Here is an 18,615-nt window from a genome sequence, read left to right on the forward strand (position 1 = left end):
CGGGATGGGCTGGCAGTTGGGTTGCGGGACGGGTGGGTAGGGAGGGCAGGGCGTGCCGGGCGGCTGGCAGCCCGCGCCGGTGGTGAGCAGACCGAGCGTGACGGCGGCTCCGATGGTCACCAGAATGCGACGGACACCGACAGCTCGCCCGGTTCTTCTCTTAACGGGTCGACGCATATTTGAACCTCTCTCGCGTCTCTCACGTGTTCTCCGATCCGCTATTCCCTACCAGAACTTCCCCACTCAATGACAACGGCGCGCCGAGCCCTTCGATTCCGTTCCACGTTTACGTATTCCCGTCCGGATTATCGGGCCGCGCATCGGGCGGGCAGCCGGGCCGGTGAGAACCCGATGCGGTTGACACCGGAACGCCCCTGCCCGTCCAACCATCGATGACAACATTCACAAGATGGGAGAACCGATACATCTGTGTCGAACCGGCGCAAGTCCGGGCGGCGGTCACGCCTGCCGTTGACCGCTGTTGACCGCTATTGACCGCCGTTGACCGCCGTTGACCGCCATCCGGGAGGACCAGTCCAGTTACCGACCATTGCCCGGGAGCACGGGCCGGATGACCGGCTGCGTCCACATTCACCGGGGGTGCCCGCAAGGGGTATCCGCATACCCCGGATGGGCTCATGCTTCCGGTCCGGTGGAGATGTTCCCGTAGGACCTGACCACTCAGCGTACCGGGCCCCTAGTATCCTCGGGCCGGGATGACAGATTTCTGGAAATACAGCGCGGAGGAAACCATGCTCCCCTCACCGGGCAGGTCGGTGTGCCGCCCGCACCTCGATCTGGTGCCCGTCCTTACCGACGACTCCGGGGCTATGGGGGATGCGGCGCAATCCGTTTCGGCCCGTACCCGGCACCCGTCCCGCCGCGCCGTATCCATCATGGTCACCGCAATACTGCTCATTCTGTTCTCAGCGTTGCCTGCCGGCGCCATGATCCGCCGTTCGACGTATCATCCACTCCCGGTGATCAACGTTTCGTACGAGACCGGCGCGGTGAGCGGCGTCGGGCGGCAGACCGACCTGACAATCACTGACAAAGGACCGGGGATCCTGCACGTCCAGTCAATCTCGGTGGACGGTGAGCGCCTCCTGGATCAGAACTCCCACCTCCGGATCGCGGCGGGGCACAGCTACATGTTCACTTTCGGCTGGGCCGGTGGTCCCGGGGGTGGTCCGGACGGGCCGACGGTCGTCATCGACAGCGATGCGCCTACCAGCCCCACCGTCCTCCACATCGGCTATCAGTGAGGCCGCACCGGCAACGACGGCGAGGCCCGGGGTACCGGCGACCGTCCGCGGTACCGGCGACCGTCCGCGGTACCGGCGACCGTCCGGAGGGCGCCGATGCCGTTCGCCGGCGCCACCGGTGCGCTCGCAATCCGGACGGATCGGGAACGGGCGACCGTGGTCTCGGATGTCTGCTACCGGCAGACCGGGCGACCGTGCCCGTTCGGCGCGCATAAGAATGGAAGGGATGACACCACGATCGTTCGTTGACCATCTTGCGGATCTGGACTTGCCGGCGCTGGCCGCTCTGCTCCGCTCGCGTCCGGACGTGCTGATCGAGCCGGTACCCCGCGGTTTCGGGCAGCTCGCGCAGCGGCTGGAAAGCCCGGATTCGCTGGCGGCGGCGCTGTGGGAGCTGAACCGCGACACGCTCCGGGTCGGCCAGGCGGCGGCGCTGCTGGGGGAGTCCGCGACGGTGCCCCGGATGGCCGAGCTGTTGGGCGCGTTACCGGACGCGGTGCGCGCCGGGGTGGACGATCTGTGCGCCCGCGGCCTCGCCTGGACCGACACGGTGGTCCGACTCCCGGAGCCGCTGCACAACCACTGGGTCGAGGAGATCAGCTCCGCCCGCCCGGTCGCAAAGATCGCCCGCAACGTCCTGGTCGAGGATCTGCGTAAGGCGGTCACGGCGCTCGGGGCTCCGGCCGAAAACCTGCGCAAGACCGAGCTGGTCGCGCGGCTCACCGAACTCATGTCCGATGCCCGCCGCATCGCGACGATCATCGCTTCCCTGCCCGCCCCGGCGCGGCAGCAACTCGATGACCTGCGCCTGGCCACGGCCGGCGGCTACTTCCCCTACATGTTCCCCTACACGCCCTTCGAGGAGATCCATGACCGCAGGGCAGCCACGCGGTCCATCAGGCAGCTGATCACCGCGGGGCTGGTGCTGGGCGTCGGCAACCGGCCGGAGCTCCCCCCGTGAGGTCGCGGTCGCCGCCTGGCTGGCCAGGCAGGACCTGGGGCTCACCGGGCCGCCGGGCATTCCCCGGCCGGAGGTGAACGAGGCCGCCGTCCGGTCGAGCTCCCAGGCTGCCGCCCAGGGCGCTATCCGCGCCGTGACCGCCCTGCTCGACGAGGCCGCCGCCCCCGTCGTGGCGCTCAAGCGAGGAGGCGTCGGTGGGCGGGAACGGGCCCGGCTGGCGAAGCGGCTGTCGACACCGTTGGCCGAGCTGCCGCTGTGGATCGACCTGGTCGCGGCCGCCGGCCTGCTGGCCTTCACCGAAGGCGGCTACGCACCGAGCCCGCGGTTCCAGGAGTGGCGGGAGGAGTCGCCAAGCCATCAGTGGGCGACGCTGGCGGCGGCGTGGCACGCTCTGGAGCACGCGCCGACGAGCCGCGAGGGTGCCGACGAGAAGGACGTCCCGCCGCCCCTGCCCATCGGGTCGGGGGCTGGCCAGATTCGCCGGGTGCTGATCCGCGCGGCGGCCGGCGGGCGGTCGGTGCGGCTCACGGCTGAGAACCTCGACTGGTTCTTCCCCCTGCACGGCTACGACGCCGCCACCTGCAAGATCAAGGTGGCGGCGTCGATCCGCGAGGCCGAGCTGCTCGGGGTGTTCGCCCTCGACGTCCTGTCCGAGCCCGGCCAGGCCCTGATCGAGGCCGTGCCGAGCACCACCGACGCGGCGGCTGCCACCGTCGGGCTTATGATCGTCTCGACCGCGGACGAGCTCGCCGCGCAGGTCGCGAGGACGGTGCGGGACCTGGCGGACCGCTGCGCCGAGCTGCTGCCCGCGACGCCGTCCAGCCTGATCCTGCAGTCCGATCTCACCGCGGTCGTGTCCGGCCAGCCCAGCGCGGCGATATCCCAGCTCCTGCGGGCCGTGGCGGTGCCGGAGTCCCGGGGCTCGGCCGGGACCTGGCGGTTCACCTCCGCCAGCGTCCGCGCCGCGATGGACGCCGGATGGTCCGCCACCGAGCTGCTCGAACAGCTACGCGCCATCGCCGACCACGGTCTCCCGCAGCCGCTCGAATACCTCATCGCCGACGTCGCCCGCCGGCACGGACACGTGCGGGTCCGTGGGATGCGCAGCGCCGTCCTCGCCGACGAGCCCGCGACCGCCGAGATCCTCCACACCCGGACACTGGCGAAGCTGCACCTCGCCCGGCTCGCCCCCACCGTGCTGGCCAGCCCGGTGGAACTGGAGACGGTCCTCGCCGAGCTGCGCCGGACGGGCTTCTACCCCGTCGCCGAGGACGCGACGGGCACCGTCATCGTGACGAGCGGACCGGGGCGGAAGGCGCCGCGGGGGCCCCGGCACAGCCGTCCCGGGAGTCCCGGGCGTCCCGACCGCACGGAGGGTCCCCCGCCGGTCCGCCGGCGACCCGACGGCGGCTGACGGCCGACGAACTCGCCCAGCGCCTGCGCACCGGCAATGACGACGGTGTCACCCTGCTGACCGGCCTGGCCCAGCGGCTCGGCGAGATGAACGGACGGCTAAACGACGCCGAGCTCGCCGTGCTGGCGGACGCGGTGGAACGCCGCAGCGATGTGGTCATCGCCTACCGGGACAAGCAGGGCACCCGGACGGTCCGCCGCATCCAGCCGAACCAGCTCTTCGGCCGGTGGCTGGACTCCTGGTGCCACCTGCGCAACGCCGAGCGCGAGTTCGCCATCGCCAACATCGAGTCCGTCAGTCCCGTCGGCTGACCGGCACCCCCTTCTCCCCGGGCATGACCGGTCAGCCGGGTTCCGCAGGCAGTAGGTCCATGCCGATCAGCTCTCGAATCTGGACCCGTCGGCTCTCACGCCCGGCCAGCCCGGGGCGGGGCCGCCAGGCCCGGGGCGGCTCAGGCGGGTCGACCGAGCTGGCGAGCGAGCCGCGTCTGGTCGAAGTACAGCCGGTTCTCGGTGATCAGGCCGCGCTCGACCCGGTAGACCTCGACGACACGCAGGTTGATCCGACGCCCGGTGGGCGCGAGCTCCGTACCGTCCGGGTCGCGGTAGACACCGACGTGCGTCGCGGTCAGCGTGTACTCCTCGACCACGATCTCGCCCTGCTCGGCCAGCACGTGGGTATCGACGTCGATCTCACCGAAGGCCGCCAGGAAGGCGGCGCTGTACTCGGCGCCCGCCGCGCGCCCCTTGATCCGCACCCCGCCCGGTGCCTCGACGACCAGATCCTCGTCGAGCAGCGACAGCACCGAGGCCTCGTCACCGAGGTCGAAGGCGTCCAGCGCGCGCTTCACCGTGTCCAGCGCCTCTCCCACGTGACATCCTCCAGGCTTGCCTGCCGCACACACCGCCCAGAGGGCGATCATCCCACCACCGGGCCGGTTCCCGACGGGAAACCGGATGTCCGGGAGGACGTCAGACGCTCGTGGTCGAGCCGGGGCGGATGATCATCAGAACGGTGACGATGACCCAGAGCAGGCTGAACACACCGGCCGCCATCGCGAGACCGCTCGTGCGGGCGCGCGCCGCGGCCGCGTCCATGGCCACCGCGCCACCATCCATGGCCACCGCGCCACCATCCTGCGCACGGTCGGGGACGGCCGGGGATCCGGCGACGATCTCGTCGAGGACGTCACGCTGTCCGGGCAGCACCACGATGAGGAGCACGACGGCGGCTACGGTCGTCAGCACGATCGCGACGATCAACCAGCTCTGCCCAAGAACCCCCAGGCTCTGCGCGGTGAAGAACCCGAAGATCGGTACGACGAGGCCGAGCGCGGAGTAGACGCCACAGATCCGGTGCAGCACGCGGACGATCCCAGCAGCACGCTCGTCGCCCGGGGAGGTCAGCGCCAGGCGCGCAGCCGGGGCGAACATGCTGGCGGCCACGGTGACCGGTCCGATCGCGAGGATCGCGGCCAGGACATGCACGCTGAGCAGAAACTTGGTCACGGTATGCCTCTCAGGATCGGCCTAGGATCGGGCGCGGACGGTCTGGATACGGATCCGGTGGCGCCGTGCCCACGCCTCGGCGCTAAGGTCCGGACGGCTCGACGTCCTAGCCGCCACAGACACCATCATCCTTCCGAGACTGGCCGATCCCACCCCGCCACTGGCCGATCCCACCCCGCCACTGGCCGCGGACCTGCGCGACGCCCGGCGGTCCACGGCGGCACGCGGCGGCACGCGGCACCCGGACCGAGCGGTCACGCCGGCAGCGCAGATGAGTAGTTCCGGACCGCCGCGTCCACTCGCTCCGCCACCTGGTGGATGATGGTGCCTGCGCGTAACCCGCCTTGTGCCGTGCGTCTTCAGGAGGCTTTCGGTATGCCTTTGCAGGCTGCTATTCGGCTCGATGTTCGGCTTCTCGTACGGATTGACGACCGCGTTCTCCTCGCTCGCCCGCCGGGAGAAGCCTGGCATGTCCTTCCGGGCGGTCCGGTGGCGGCGGGAGAGAGCACGGACGACGCTCTCGAACGGCAGGTAGGCCGCCTCGCCGGCCCTCGGACGATCTCCCGGCAGTTCATCGGCGCGGTCGAGCACGACGGAACCATCACCGGCCACTCACCTGAATCCGCAACCGATCACGTGCTCAGTATCATGTTCGCCGGTTTCTGGCCGTCCGACATCCCGACGCCGTCACGCTGGGGGGAGCACACGCTGGTTCCGGTTAACGTCAACGTGCTCCTCGCGACACGCCTGCGCCCGCTATCGATGGCCGAGGTGGTACGTCGCTGGCTCGCCGAAGGCTGGCCGCTCTGGCGCGGCCTCGATCCCGCCGTCGGCAACCGGCGGCTGCCCTCCCTGGCCTCACTGCGCGCGCAGCTGTTCGCCCGTCGGGAGGAGCTGCGCAGCCTCACCTTCCGGGACGCCGCCGTGGCGATCTGTGCCCTCGTCACCGCGGCCGATGGTCGCATCGATCCGGCGGAACGCGAGGGACTACTCGGCTTCATCGCCACGGATCCGGTGATGTCCCAGTTTCCCGAACAGGACGTGGAACGGCTCTTCGATGAACATCTGAGCCGTCTCACCGCAGACTTCGCCGCCGGCAAACAGGCCGCGCTGGCCGACATCGCCAAGGTGCGGGGGCGGGTGGCGGAAGCCGCCGCCGTGGTGCGCATCGGGCAGGTGATCGGCCTGGTTGACGGCGAGTTCGTCGCCAGCGAGCGGGCCGTGGTGCGGGAGGCCGCCCTCGCCCTCGGCCTGAACACCGCCGAGTTCGCCCTGTGAGGGGCGAGCCGGCGCCGGTTGAACGACGTCGCCGACCCGTCCGCTCATGGCCTCCTCGGCTGGCCTTCCCGGCTGACCTCCTCGGCGCGACGGCACAGAGCGGCCACGTCGGCCCCGGCGGGCGACTCGTACTCCCGGCCGTCCAGCACCGGCCGCACCAGCCGGCACCTCATCGTGGCGGCAGCGGTGGGGACCGCCGCCGGTCAGCTCTCCTTCTTGATCTCAAACCAAGACAGGATCCTGCCTCCGAACTTCAGGTCACCATCAATCTTGATCTTTCTGGTGAGGAAGAGCTTGGCCCCGCTGGCCTGACCGGAGACCACCCGAACAAAGCGGACACGATCCGTGATAATGGTCAGCGTCTGCTCCCCCGCGGATTCACTCGGGGTCCCGGTGGCGGGCGGTGTCGCCAGAGTGCAGACACCGTCGGCGACCCGCAGCTCGTAGGTGCGCACGGCGCCGCCCGGTCCACCGTTGAGCACGAATCGGACCAGAGCGTTCTCTTCTTGTGCCTGCTCTGGGCGGAAGGTGTCGCGCATCTGCCGGAAGACCTCGTCCAGCACCGCGTCACCGGCCGGCCCACCCAGCAGGTCGGAGACCTCACGCTCCGACATAGCGGGCAGACCGCTGACGAGTCTCGCCGGGTCGGCCGTGGAATCGACGGCAAGATCGGACATAGCCACACTCCTTTGCGTTCGTGTTGGCGTTCGTGGGCGGCGGCCTGTCGGCAGCACGCACGAGCACGCTAGCGAAGACGACACGGCGACGGTTCCGTGGGCGACGCAACCGGAACATCGCGCGTGACGGCCCAGCCACGGACGGCCCAGCCCACGGAACCACCGCCCGCCGGCGGGTCACTATCGTGGCCAAGGTGGTCACTCCCACACTTCGACGCGTCGAAATCGACGGGCACCCCGTTCCCCTCGATGAGCCACACCGCCTAGCCCTGCTCCCCCACGGCCACTTCACAGTGCTGCAGGTGCGAGCCGGTCAGGCCCGGGGCCTGCGGTGGCATCTCGCCCGGCTGAATGAGGCGAACCAGGAGCTCTACGGCGAGCCTCTGGACGGCGAGCTGGTTCGCCACCGCATCCGGCAGGCACTGTACGCCACGGCGACAGCCGCCACGGCGACAGCCGCCACCGCGCTGGATGCCACGGTCCGGATTGTCGTCACCGAGCGGCCGGACGGCGCAGGGGTGCGCGTCATCGTCGCGGTCGGCGAACCGGCAACCATGCCGACCACCCCACAACGGCTTCGGTCAGTGCCGTACCTGCGCCCGTTCGCCCACCTCAAGCATCTCGGGACGTTCGCGCAGATCCAGCACGGCCGGCTCGTCCGCCGTGACGGCTACGACGACGCCCTGTTGACCGCCCCCGGCGGGCTCATCGCGGAGGGCGCAATGACCAACATCGGTTTCTTCGATGGCAACATGATCGTCTGGCCGGACGCTCCCGCCCTGCGCGGAGTCACCATGACGCTGTTGGAGCAGGCACCGGCGGACAGCGGCCCGCCCAGCGTACGGGCCCCCGTGCGACTGGCGGACCTGGCGGGCTTCGAGGCCGCCTTCGTCACCAACTCACGCGGGATCGCGCCCGTCCGGGCCATCGACGGCCACCTCTTCGCGGGATCCGAATGGCTCATGACGACGCTTACCCGCCGCTACGACGCGGTGCCATGGGATCCGATCTGAGCCAGGTCGACGGCGTCCCACACGCCCGGATGCTCCTGCGGAGACCTGAGGACCGCGTCCACTCCGGCCATACGTCCACCCTGGTCTTCGTATTTCCCGAGAGACAATGAATAACATTTTTCAGAATTATAAAAATATAGCGAGATACCAGAGATACCACGACCTGGCCGCGGCGAGAGCGCCGGAATGGATTTCCGCGCGGCGGGTCGCCGGATACTGTCGGCATGCCTCGCTATTTTTCCTTTCTTCCGGTGAAATCCGGCTCCGGAGCCATCCCGCTGTCCGTGAAGGAACACCGCAACGATGCCGCTTGCCTCAGCCCGGCTCCTGGTAGCGCTCCTGCTGCACGAACAGCACCGCGTCGAGCCCGCGGGTGTGCCCCTCCGTTACCCCTCCCCGCCTCCCGCGGAACGCCATCTCATCGGCGCGGCGACGGCGCTCGCCGCCGGCCGGGCGAAAGGAGCACTGCGGGAGTTGCGGCAGAGCGAACACGACCCGACCGACCCCGATCACATGGCGGCGCACGAGGCGCTCTACCTCGCCGCGCTGGCTCTCGACCTCAACTGGTCCCCTGATGACGTCGGCGTCGTCCGAGCCTGGGCCACGAGGACGTTCGCTCCGCCTCCGGCCGGATTGGCCGAACCAGCCGGGCCGTCGCGAACCATGACGGACGCCCCGCTGATCGCCTGGACGACGCAGGTCATCTCCCGTCAACGGCACGCACTGCTCGAACCGACGACCGCGGTCATCTGCGTGCTCGGTGCCGAGATCATCCCCGGCATTCGGGTGGCGCGGGCACAACTGGCCCTGACCGGTCACCGCGTCGACCACCGCGAAACCGGCCGGAGGCACGAGCCCGGCCCCCATCGCATGCCCTATCGCCTGCCCTGTCACGTGGTTGTGCACGGTCACGGCGCCGATCCACCGCGCGCCGCACGGACCGCCGACCCTGCCGGAACACTCGTAATGCAGGCCCTGGCCACGGCTGACCTCTTCGTCGCCCATCTCGACGAGCTTCCGGTGCCACAGGCGGCGGCGTACGCGCGGATCCTGCGGGCGGATCTGCTGTTCCGGGCGAACCAGGAGGCCGAGGCCGGCATGGCGTTGGACGCGGTCGAGGCCGGCGCCGGGTCCGACCACGCAACACTGGCCCATGCGGCGCTGGTGCGCGGCGACTGGGCCGGTTTCCCGGACGGCGGGGCGCAGACGCTCGGCCGTCGGCCCGGCGGGAGCCGGGTCATCCGGTCGCGAACGGCCTATCCGGAACGCGCGGAGGAACTGTGGCAGCGGGCCCTGACCGCCTACGGGCGCGCCGGGTCGGAGGGCGGACGCGCCGCCGGACTGCTCCGGCTGGCCGGGGCGCCGACGGCGGCAGACCGGCCGATCCTGCGCAGGGCCCGGATCGACGAGGCGGCCCGGCGCGCCCGGACAGCCGGCAACGAGGCGCTGACCTGGCTGGCGAGAGTGCAGAGCCAGGCCGAGCAGGCGGTTGCCGGAGAACCGTCCGCAGCGGGACTGCGGGCCATGATGACGGCGCTGGCCGACTGGTCCAGGCTGGAGGGAAGCACGAGTTACGGCCGCGGGCTCGGCCGACTGCTGATCGACGCCGGCACCGCTGGTGACCCCGATACCGGCACCGCTGGTGACTCCGACGATGTCGAGGCGGCGGGCCGCGAGGATCCCGGCCGGCGGCCGGTCAGGATCGCTGCCCGGGGAAGGGTGGCGGAGTCGACGGCCGGGAACCGCGGCCGTTCAGGGACCGGACGATCTGCCTGACCAGTTCAAGCTCCGCCGCCGCACCGTCCTTCTTGTCGACGAGATCGATGTAGCTGATGCCGCGCAACAGCCCGGCCGGGTCACAGGTCTCGACGCGGATCGGGATCAGCGTGCGCTTCACGCCGTTGGGATCCGCCTGCCAGGCCGCCTGCCAGGCCGCCTGCATCTTCTCCGAGGCCAGGTAGCTCTTCGACAGCACGGCGAGGGTACGCCGGGACTGCGAGATCCCTTCGTGCAGCAGACCGATCTCGTGCTCACCGGGCAGCGCGTCGAGGGCCGCCAGATGCACCGAATGACCCCGGCCTTCCAACACGCGGGCAATCCAGGAGCCCCAGGCCTCATCGGACGGATCCGCGGAGATGAGGAAGTCCCACTTCCCAGCCGCGACCGGCCCCTGATCGGAACCGTTCGACGGGGTCCGCACCACCGGAAACGGGCGCCCCGGCAGCGTGATCCACGCGAGGCCCTCGTACTTGCCCGCCACCGACACCTCGACTCGGCGGTACTGCGCCGGGTCGAGATCCCGCAGCCGCCCGGCCACCGTACTGTGGTAGAAGTCGGACGACAGGACGAGTGCCAGTTCCGCGTCCCTGTCCTGTTCCAGCAGCTGCCGGACGGGGTCCGCGTCGACCAGCCGGGCGGCGACCACCGCCGCGTCGCCGACGAAACCACTGCCGTCGATACCCACCTCGCCCTGGTGCAGGGCCAACCGCAACCGGATTCGACCGGTCTCGTCACGCCCTCGGTTGTAGGTCCGCAGCGCGATCCGCAGTTCCCGGACGAACTCGGTCGCGAGGACAGCCTTGGGAACGTCGGCGGCCACGGCCGCAAGAAAGCCGTCGCCACGATCCTGGCGCAGCCGGATCGACCGGGGAGGCAGGCCGGCGCCTCCGACCGCCTCATCGACGATCCGGCGCAGCCCCTCCCGCCAGCTCGCCTGCGTCGCGATGTCCTGACGGCTGTAGCGCCTGGCATCCAGGCAGAAGACGCTGACATGCCGCGGGATGCCGTCCTCCCGCGGGGCGCCCTCGCCACGGGAAACACCGTCCCCCCGGACGGCGTCGGCGAAGATCCGGTTGCCCCGATAGTCCCGATGCGCCTCGGTGAGGATGCGCCTCCGGCCGTCCGGCAACAGGCCGTTCTCCAACAGCGACGCGAGTTCGGACCAGAACTCGAACGACGACTCACCCGGGTAGAACTGCGGATGGTGCCGACGCGCCAGCCCGGCACGTTCCAACAGATGGGTCGCCTTCATCTGGTTGGTAAAGGTGGTGGAAAGCGCCTCGATCTCCGCCTCGGTCAGCCGGTCCGTCACGAGTCCCCCGTAGGCATGCCCCCAGAAATCCGGCGACGCGACGGTAGGTGGTCCGTCAGCCGGCGGATTCGTCCTCGAATTCTAACCCGTCCCTACCCGTTGTATTGGATGGGTTCACCGACCTTCGGTGTCGTGCGCGGGACCGAGCCGCGGGGAGCGTCCGGGTCTCGCGACGGGTGATGACACCCGCCTCCGCGGCACCGACGCCACCGGCACCGCTCGCATGGTGACCGTCCAGCACAAGGCGACGCTGTTCCTCCGCGGCGGTCTGCTCGACCTGTCGCATGGCGCGGCGCAGGATCGGCGGAGCCATGACCGACGTGACGATCGCGACCAGAACGATGATCGTGTACGTCTCGGTGGAGAGCACCCCCAGCCGCACGCCGACGCTGGCCACCACGATCTCGATGACCCCCCGCGCGTTCATGCCTGCGCCCAGGGCGAGACCCTCCCAGGGGGTCAGCCGGCTGGCCCGGGCCCCCGCGTACACACCGGCAAACTTGCCGAAGACCGCGACCGCGAGCACGATCACCGCCGCGAACAGAACCCGGGTTTCACTCAGAGCAGTGAGATCAACACGCAGGCCCGCCGTCGCGAAGAAGATGGGCGCAAGCACCGCCATCACCACGATTCGCAACGGGGCGACACTGGCATGATCCACCAGGCCGGACGACCCGAGGACGACCCCGCCCAGGAAGGCGCCGAACACCGCCTCCAGCTCCAACGCCTGCGTCCCGGCCGCCGACGCGAGCACCAGCACGGCCACGAAGGCCACGACCGATCCGCTCCTGGCGCCGGGATCGGCGCCAGCCCCGGCGCCGGCACCACTCGTGGCAATGATCCGTCCCAGCACGGCCCGGACGACGACCCGGCCGATCGTCAACGCGAAGATCCCCACCCCGAGGACGTAAAGCACCGACAACGCCGTGTCGCCCGCCCGGACACCGGTGGTCGCCATCGCGGACACGACCGCCAGCATCAGCCAGCCAACGGCGTCATCGATGACCCCGCCGGCCAGCGCGAGCTGCCCGACCTCCCGATGGGTCAGACGCATCTCCATGAGCGTCTTCGCCATCACCGGGATGGCGCTCACGCACATCGTCACCCCGAGGAACAGCGCGAAGACCGTCCGGTCGCCGTCGGGGCCCAGCAGGGAGGACGGCATCAGCACGCCGGTGACGATCCCGAAACCCAACGGCAGGAGCAACCCACCGAGGCTGATCCGGGCGACGGTGAGACTGCGCCGGCGGATGATCCGCGTATCAATCTCGAACCCGCTGAGCGCGACCAGGAAGAGGACACCGAGCTGTCCCACCGCGTCGAGCAGGTGGAACTGCGCGGCGTCACGCGGAAGAAACCAGTCCGAGAAGGTCGGCCACAGCGTTCCGAGCAACGACGGGCCGAGGAGCACGCCGACGCAGAGCTCACCGACGATGGCAGGCATCCGCAGGCGCACGGCGACACGTCCGAGCAGAATTGCCAGACTGAGCAGCATGGCGAGCTGAAGCAGGAACAGCAACAGGGAATGCGGCGGGATCGAGGGGACGGGCCGAGTGGACGTGAGGGACAATGTCTCTCCTCGGACGTCTCGCCACCATTGACGGCGGCGAGGGCTCCAGGCCGACGTCCGACGACCGGCAGGCGCAGCGGCGACAGGCCAGCCGAGAGCCGGAATCACGGATACCGGATACCGGATACCTCGTCATCCCCCGTCGCCCGCGCGCCTGCGATTCGGTCGGCTGACGCCGCGGGCGCCGGCACTGGTACCGGCGTCCCTCAAGAAGAAACCACAACGGACGCCGGAAAGTCCGCCGTTCGTGTCATCTCCCGCCGCATCCGCCGCCTGGCACGGAGCCCTGGATGGATAATCACGTTTCCGGGCCGGCAACCGTGACCGACCCTCCACACTTCCCTCCGCTCCGCCGGCCTGCGCAGGCTTCACCGGCCTGCGCAGGCGGGGAGAAATCGGCTCAGATGAGGCCGAGCGCGCGGACCGCCTCCCGCTCCTCGGCCAGCTCACGCACCGAGGCGTCGATCTTCTCCCGGGAGAAGGCGTCGAGCTCCAGACCCTGCACGATCTCGAACCGGCCGCCGGACGCGGTGACCGGGAACGAGGAGATGAGCCCCTCGGGCACACCGTAGGAGCCGTCGGACGGGATCGCCGCCGAGGTCCAGTCGCCCGCCGGGGTGCCGTTGACCCAGGTGAAGATGTGGTCGACGGCCGCGGAGGCGGCCGACGCCGCGGACGAGGCGCCGCGCACCTCAATGATCTCGGCGCCCCGCTTGGCGACCCGCGGGATGAACTCGTCGGCGATCCATGCCTGGTCGCCGACCGCCTCGGCGCCGCTGCGCCCGCCCACCTCGGCGTGGAAGATGTCCGGGTACTGGGTAGCCGAGTGGTTACCCCAGATCGTGATCTTCTTGATCTCGGCGCTGGGCACGCCGAGTTTCTTGGCGAGCTGCGCGATCGCGCGGTTGTGGTCAAGCCGAGTCATCGCGGTGAACCGCTCGGCGGGCACGTCCGGAGCGTGTGTCTGGGCGATGAGCGCATTGGTGTTCGCTGGGTTCCCGACGACGAGGACCCTGATGTCCTCGGCGGCACCACTGTTGATCGCCTCGCCTTGCGGCTTGAAGATCCCGCCGTTGGCGGACAGCAGGTCGCCGCGCTCCATGCCCTTGGTCCGCGGGCGTGCGCCGACGAGGAGGGCCACATTGGTGCCCTCGAAAGCCCGCTTGGCGTCGTCGAACACGTCCACCCCCGCCAGTAGCGGGAAGGCGCTGTCCTCGAGCTCCAGCGCCGTGCCCTCCGCCGCCCGCACGGCCTGCGGGATCTCCAACAGACGCAACTTCACCGGCGTGTCCGCACCCAGCAGCTGGCCCGACGCGATGCGGAACAGCAGCGCGTAGCCGATCTGACCGGCGGCGCCGGTTACGGTGACGTTGACGGGCGTTGAGCTCACTGGCTTCTCCTGGTGCAGATCACGGAAGATCGGGGTGCGGCCCGTGTCGTCCTCGTAACGATCCCGAGCCGGCCGGGTAACCGGTCCTGGAGCTGGAACGTCTTCTGCCGCCCCAGCGATGCTAGTCCGAGGCTAGTCCGAAGTTCTTGGTCAGGAGGCACGGGCGGCGCGGACGCGGCTCACATCGCGGCGCCACGATGGGGCACGTGCTACCGGCCGATCTCGGTCCCGCACCGTGGTACGGGCGGGACCAGCGCGAAACGTTTCGCGTCCGCGGTGACCTGAAGGAAGGTGTAGCAACGGTTGATCTGCCCGAAATGGGTGGCGAAGTTGACGGGGACGGGCAGCAACCCGTCCGCGTCATAGCCGCGCACCGCCCGCAGGCCCCTGATGAACGTCTCCCGGCTGGGGCATGGCCCGGCGGCCACCAGACCGCGCAGGAACATGTCCGCCGAGATCCACCCGGACAGGGCCGCCTGCTGGGCCGGCGGGGACACCTGGGGCGCGTACTCCAGCATGGCCTGCAGGAACCGCTGGTGAGCGGGAGTCTCCTGCTCGAACGGCAGGTAGTCAACGAAGCTGTAGACCCCGGCCAGCACTCCGCCGAACAATTGCAGGAGACGCTGGTCGTAGCCGGTGGGCGACAGGATGACCCGCAGATCCGCCCGGGCCGCCCGGGCGCCCAGGACCACCTGGCCGAAGGCGGCGCCGGTGACGGCGCCGACCAGGACGTCCGCGCCGCTGTCGCGCACCTTCCGGCCGATGCCCGGGATGTCGATCGGCCCGGTCGCGTCGATCCGGCCGAGCACCTGCACCCCGGCCGCGGCGAGGCTCAACGCCATCTTGTCGGCGAGGGTCACGGAGGTCGCCGAGAACCCGGACTGGGCGATGATCGCCCGGTGGCCGCCACGCTCGGCGACGAACTCACCCCAGGTCGTGACGGACGGCCCGTCGAAGATCATATTCGAGTAGCTGAACATGTTGTCGTTATGGGTCCAGGCCGCCTCCAGCGAGGTACCGGTCACCGGTATTCGCCGGCTATTGAGATAACCGGCGGAACCACTGGCCACGGAGGTCGACTCGATGATTCCGAACACCTGGTCGTTCTCCACGAGCCCCCGGGCGGCGGCCTGGTTTCCGGCGGGATTCGAGGCGTCATCCCGCCAGACATAGACCACTTTTCGGCCATACACACCGCCCGCCTTGTCGGCCACCCCGAGCCGGGCGTCCACCCCGGCCCGGAAGGACCGGAACAGTGACGCCGCGTTTCCGGTGTCCGGATAGAGCAGGCCGAATCTGATCGCGTCCGGAGCGACGCCCGGCGCCGCGCAGGCCGGGGACGCGGTCGGCCCGTCGCTGGAGACCCGGCAGCCGACCGCTCCCAAGCCGATCAGGAGGATCACGAGCCCGAGCAGCGCGGCCCGGCGGTCCGCACGACGGCGCCGAGGCCGGTGCGGCCCGACTCCCAGAGCCGTGACGCTCCTCACTCCATCAAGCCTGAACCAGAAGAACCACTCTTCGGTGCCATTCCGTTGATTTTGTGAGATTCACCGAAGATCGATCGCTCCCGGTTTCAGGATCCGATCCCGCTTCGGGCTCCCCACGCGGTACCGCGTGGGGAGCGATACCGCGTGGGGAGCGATACCGCGTGGGGGTGCGGCCCGGTCAGTCCGGTCAGTCCGGTCAGTCCGGTCGGCCCGGTCAGAACGCCGCCGCGGCGGCCCGGGCGATGGCCTGGTCAAGGGGGGCGGGACCACCGCTCACCCCGACGGCCCCCACGATCACCCCGTTCCGCCACAGCGGCAGCGCACCGGGCAGACCGGTGACGACCGGTTCCGCCGGCGACGGACGCTCCCGTCCGACGCGGTCGTCACCCGTGGCAGGTGCCTCGCCGCCGGCATGCGCCTCGCCGCCAGCGTGTCCCTCGCCACCGGTATGACTGACCAGATGGGCCGGCGGAGCCCAGGCCCGAGCCGCGCACGCCTTGTCGACGGAGATATCCGCGGTCTCGAGCCGGGCATTGTCCATCCGGACGTGGGCAACCAGAATTCCGGCGTGGTCAACGACAGCAATGTTAACCGGTTGACCGAGGTGAACCGCATATTTCTCCCCGGCGGCGATGATCCGACGGGCGTCCTCGAGCGATACGGTCATCCGCGACTCTCCCCATAAAGCGGCGTTCCGGTGCGCTTGACCATAGGCCCTGGTTGACCGTCAGGTGGTGGAAGGCGCGCCGCGTAACCACCGTCGCGCATGGCACTCCCGAGCGGCGAACGGCAGGATAACGGCAGGATACAGGTGGACACCGGGTATCCCCGGGCCCCCGGCCGGGGAACCGGAGGGTCAGGTCGCGGCGACGAGCGGGAGGACGGCCCGGGGGCAGCGGTGGATCAACCTGCTGGAGAGATAGCCGCCGCCCAGCAGATCCAGCAGAGCACCGGCGCCCGGATGATCCAGCCGGCCGACCCGGTGCAGGCCGCGCAGACGCAACAGACCGGGCAGGTGCGCCTCGATGGCTCGCTGGTCGGGCCGGGGAGCTCCATCGAGCCAGGTGTCGAACCGCGCGCCGGTCATGATTTCCCACACGACCGTGTCCGCGACGGCACCGGTGCCGTCGGTGACGGTCACCAGATGGGGTACCCGGATCAGATCGGCGAAGCCGCTGAGATCCGGCCGCACCCCGGCGGTGACGACGTTGTCACCGACCTCCGGCTCGCAGCCGGACCCGGGGGGGCCGCCGGGGGCGGGCGTACCGCCTGCTCCCGGCCGTCTCAGGGCATTGCGCAGATGAGAGGCGAACGCCAAGGCCAGCGCGCTGCGGCCTGGCGGGCTGGCCTGAGCGTGCAGGACGATGGCGTCGACTCCCGGCGCGCGGAGCCGCTCGGCCGCCGCGCGAACCAGCCAGGCCGGCTCGACCAGGACGAAACCGACCTGCGCGCGCCGCCGCTCCTCGATGGCGTCGCAGCCACGGATGGCGTCACAGCCGCGTCCCGACGGGGTCCGCACCCTCATGGACTCGTGAATCCACTGGCAGGTGATGAGTCCGTCGGCACCGGGAAGTGAGAGGAGCGGCAGATCCTCCGAGCTGAAGATCCGTTCAGGGATCGACGTGGGCATGCTGTCTCCGTCTCGCCACGTGCCCGCCCGGACCGGGCGGGCACCGCCCCCCAGGCCACAATCGGCCGCGGTGCCCACACCGTCCACGACCCGGCGTGGGCTCCCTGCACAGGGAGCCCACGCGGCGATGGAACGCACCCGCCTCGTCGAGGCTGCCGGAACCGGGAAGGCCATGACGGGTGCGACTACTGGAGCAGGTTGTCGAAGTCGCCGTCTTTGGCCCCGAGTATCAGAGCCTCGATTTCAGCTCGGGTATACACCAGAGCGGGTCCGTTTGGATGCCGAGAGTTACGGACGGCAACTTCGTCACCCGGAAGCTTCGCCATTTCGACGCAGTTTCCCTGCGAGTTGCTCCGACGGCTCTTCTGCCATGTCACGCGCTGCAGTGCCGCGGCGGACATACCGCTGTAGATCTTGGTCATGTCGATCTCCTGAAGCCCCGGGAAGCCATGCCGCCACGGCCCCGACCCACGCCGTCCGCTCGCCATACCACCGACGGGCCAACCAGCGACCGCCGGCCGACCGCCAGCCAAACCCACGATGGAACACCCCCCGGAAGACCGTCCCATCATGCCAGCGTGTGCGGCTGCACGAACTTTGGCTCACGATACAGCACGGTCGGGTGCACGTGCATCAAGCGGGCGACAGATGCCCGGCCCGATGCCTCGCGCCGCCGCGGCCTCCACGCCGAACCAGTCCCGAGGCGGCCCCAGGGAAGCCCAAAGAAATATCAAGAGAAAATCAAGGGAGCATCGACAGCTTCCGACGGGGGTGCCGATGATGTTGATATAACTACCGAAAGCACTAAAAATCCCATGGCAAGAACCATAAAAGCACCACGAATCTGCGCCCAGTCCGTCCGTGGGGCTCCGCAGAAGGACCATGGACGGGCCTCGACCCCACTAGGCGAAACGTCCGAAAAATCCGAAGAGTGACGAATCCGACCCGTGCGCCGGGCAGCCGTACAAGGCGGCCGCGGACCGAGCCGGGAGAAAAAGATCCCCGGCCTGGGGGAAAGACGCGCGCTCACGACGGGGCACTCGGGCTCCCCGGAGGACGGGAGGCCGGCCGCGCGCGACCTGACTGTGCACAAGGTCATAGCCTCGGCGTAGCGAAAACCGTGGCCCTTCCGGTCCACTCGTGGTTCCGGGGCCCGCGACATAGCTGTAAAACAACGGGGGACACCTCGACAGCACTCGACGGAGATCGTGCACCAGGACCAGCGCGGCGGCGAAGAGCGCCGGCGTGAACCCGGAGAGATCCGCGGCGGGAGGCCGAAGCCTGTCGGAGGGGCCGGACGGTGGAGGGGCCGGACGGTGGAGGGGCCGGAC

Annotated in this window: 17 protein-coding genes; 7 read left to right on the top strand and 10 right to left on the bottom strand. The window is 69.8% G+C overall.

Annotation, left to right across the window (positions count from 1 at the left end; genetic code table 11):
- Positions 1-980: 980 nt before the first annotated feature.
- The 4 genes from AC08OO_RS16555 to AC08OO_RS16570 all read left to right on the top strand — a co-directional run bounded on the left by AC08OO_RS16555 (position 981) and on the right by AC08OO_RS16570 (position 3,951).
- Positions 981-1,265, top strand: a complete 285-nt coding sequence (locus AC08OO_RS16555) for a hypothetical protein (protein WP_476611644.1) — start codon at positions 981-983, stop codon at positions 1,263-1,265.
- Between the two features lie 226 nt (positions 1,266-1,491).
- On the top strand, positions 1,492-2,226 hold the full coding sequence (locus AC08OO_RS16560) for a hypothetical protein (RefSeq protein WP_476611645.1): 735 nt from the start codon (positions 1,492-1,494) through the stop codon (positions 2,224-2,226).
- A gap of 73 nt (positions 2,227-2,299) precedes the next feature.
- A complete protein-coding gene (locus tag AC08OO_RS16565; RefSeq protein WP_476611646.1) occupies positions 2,300-3,640 on the top strand; it encodes a helicase-associated domain-containing protein in 1,341 nt (446 codons plus the stop codon).
- 86 nt (positions 3,641-3,726) lie between these two features.
- On the top strand, positions 3,727-3,951 hold the full coding sequence (locus AC08OO_RS16570) for a WYL domain-containing protein (RefSeq protein WP_476611647.1): 225 nt from the start codon (positions 3,727-3,729) through the stop codon (positions 3,949-3,951).
- 140 nt (positions 3,952-4,091) lie between these two features.
- Here AC08OO_RS16570 and AC08OO_RS16575 read toward each other — a convergent pair whose 3' ends face one another.
- Both AC08OO_RS16575 and AC08OO_RS16580 read right to left on the bottom strand, forming a co-directional pair.
- Entirely contained in the window at positions 4,092-4,511 is a 420-nt protein-coding gene (locus tag AC08OO_RS16575; protein ID WP_011437807.1) for an ester cyclase, read from the bottom strand.
- Between the two features lie 100 nt (positions 4,512-4,611).
- Complete coding sequence (locus tag AC08OO_RS16580) at positions 4,612-5,148, bottom strand: hypothetical protein (RefSeq protein WP_476611648.1); 537 nt, start codon at positions 5,146-5,148, stop codon at positions 4,612-4,614.
- Between the two features lie 375 nt (positions 5,149-5,523).
- On the opposite strand from AC08OO_RS16580, the gene AC08OO_RS16585 reads away from it, so the two are divergent.
- Complete coding sequence (locus AC08OO_RS16585) at positions 5,524-6,426, top strand: TerB family tellurite resistance protein (RefSeq protein ID WP_476607596.1); 903 nt, start codon at positions 5,524-5,526, stop codon at positions 6,424-6,426.
- A gap of 203 nt (positions 6,427-6,629) precedes the next feature.
- Here the strand turns inward: AC08OO_RS16585 and AC08OO_RS16590 are convergent, their stop codons facing one another.
- A complete protein-coding gene (locus tag AC08OO_RS16590; RefSeq protein WP_476607597.1) occupies positions 6,630-7,103 on the bottom strand; it encodes an SCP2 sterol-binding domain-containing protein in 474 nt (157 codons plus the stop codon).
- Between the two features lie 185 nt (positions 7,104-7,288).
- On the opposite strand from AC08OO_RS16590, the gene AC08OO_RS16595 reads away from it, so the two are divergent.
- The gene (locus tag AC08OO_RS16595) at positions 7,289-8,116 is read left to right on the top strand and encodes an aminotransferase class IV family protein (protein ID WP_476611061.1); all 828 of its coding nucleotides are present in this window, start codon (positions 7,289-7,291) and stop codon (positions 8,114-8,116) included.
- A 303-nt stretch (positions 8,117-8,419) separates the two neighbouring features.
- Complete coding sequence (locus AC08OO_RS16600; RefSeq protein WP_476611062.1) at positions 8,420-9,892, top strand: hypothetical protein; 1,473 nt, start codon at positions 8,420-8,422, stop codon at positions 9,890-9,892.
- On the opposite strand, the gene AC08OO_RS16605 is transcribed toward AC08OO_RS16600, so the two are convergent.
- The 7 genes from AC08OO_RS16605 to AC08OO_RS16635 all read right to left on the bottom strand — a co-directional run bounded on the left by AC08OO_RS16605 (position 9,813) and on the right by AC08OO_RS16635 (position 17,706).
- Positions 9,813-11,207 carry a TIR domain-containing protein gene (locus AC08OO_RS16605; RefSeq protein ID WP_476611063.1) on the bottom strand — a complete coding sequence of 465 codons (1,395 nt, stop codon included), beginning with the start codon at positions 11,205-11,207 and terminating at the stop codon, positions 9,813-9,815. The two genes, AC08OO_RS16600 and AC08OO_RS16605, sit on opposite strands and share 80 nt — an antisense overlap.
- 55 nt (positions 11,208-11,262) lie before the next feature.
- A complete protein-coding gene (locus AC08OO_RS16610) occupies positions 11,263-12,777 on the bottom strand; it encodes a cation:proton antiporter (RefSeq protein ID WP_476611064.1) in 1,515 nt (504 codons plus the stop codon).
- Positions 12,778-13,177: 400 nt separating this feature from the next.
- Complete coding sequence (locus AC08OO_RS16615; protein ID WP_476611065.1) at positions 13,178-14,167, bottom strand: malate dehydrogenase; 990 nt, start codon at positions 14,165-14,167, stop codon at positions 13,178-13,180.
- Positions 14,168-14,376: 209 nt separating this feature from the next.
- Positions 14,377-15,654: an ABC transporter substrate-binding protein gene (locus AC08OO_RS16620; RefSeq protein ID WP_476611066.1), complete on the bottom strand. Its 1,278-nt coding sequence runs from the start codon at positions 15,652-15,654 to the stop codon at positions 14,377-14,379.
- 214 nt (positions 15,655-15,868) lie between these two features.
- Positions 15,869-16,321: a heme-binding protein gene (locus tag AC08OO_RS16625; protein ID WP_476608667.1), complete on the bottom strand. Its 453-nt coding sequence runs from the start codon at positions 16,319-16,321 to the stop codon at positions 15,869-15,871.
- 189 nt (positions 16,322-16,510) lie between these two features.
- Entirely contained in the window at positions 16,511-17,284 is a 774-nt protein-coding gene (locus AC08OO_RS16630) for a hypothetical protein (protein ID WP_476608668.1), read from the bottom strand.
- A gap of 185 nt (positions 17,285-17,469) precedes the next feature.
- Positions 17,470-17,706 carry a DUF397 domain-containing protein gene (locus tag AC08OO_RS16635; RefSeq protein WP_011437824.1) on the bottom strand — a complete coding sequence of 79 codons (237 nt, stop codon included), beginning with the start codon at positions 17,704-17,706 and terminating at the stop codon, positions 17,470-17,472.
- Between the last annotated feature and the right edge of the window lie 909 nt (positions 17,707-18,615).

Source organism: Frankia sp. CeCAU1 (assembly GCF_977971845.1).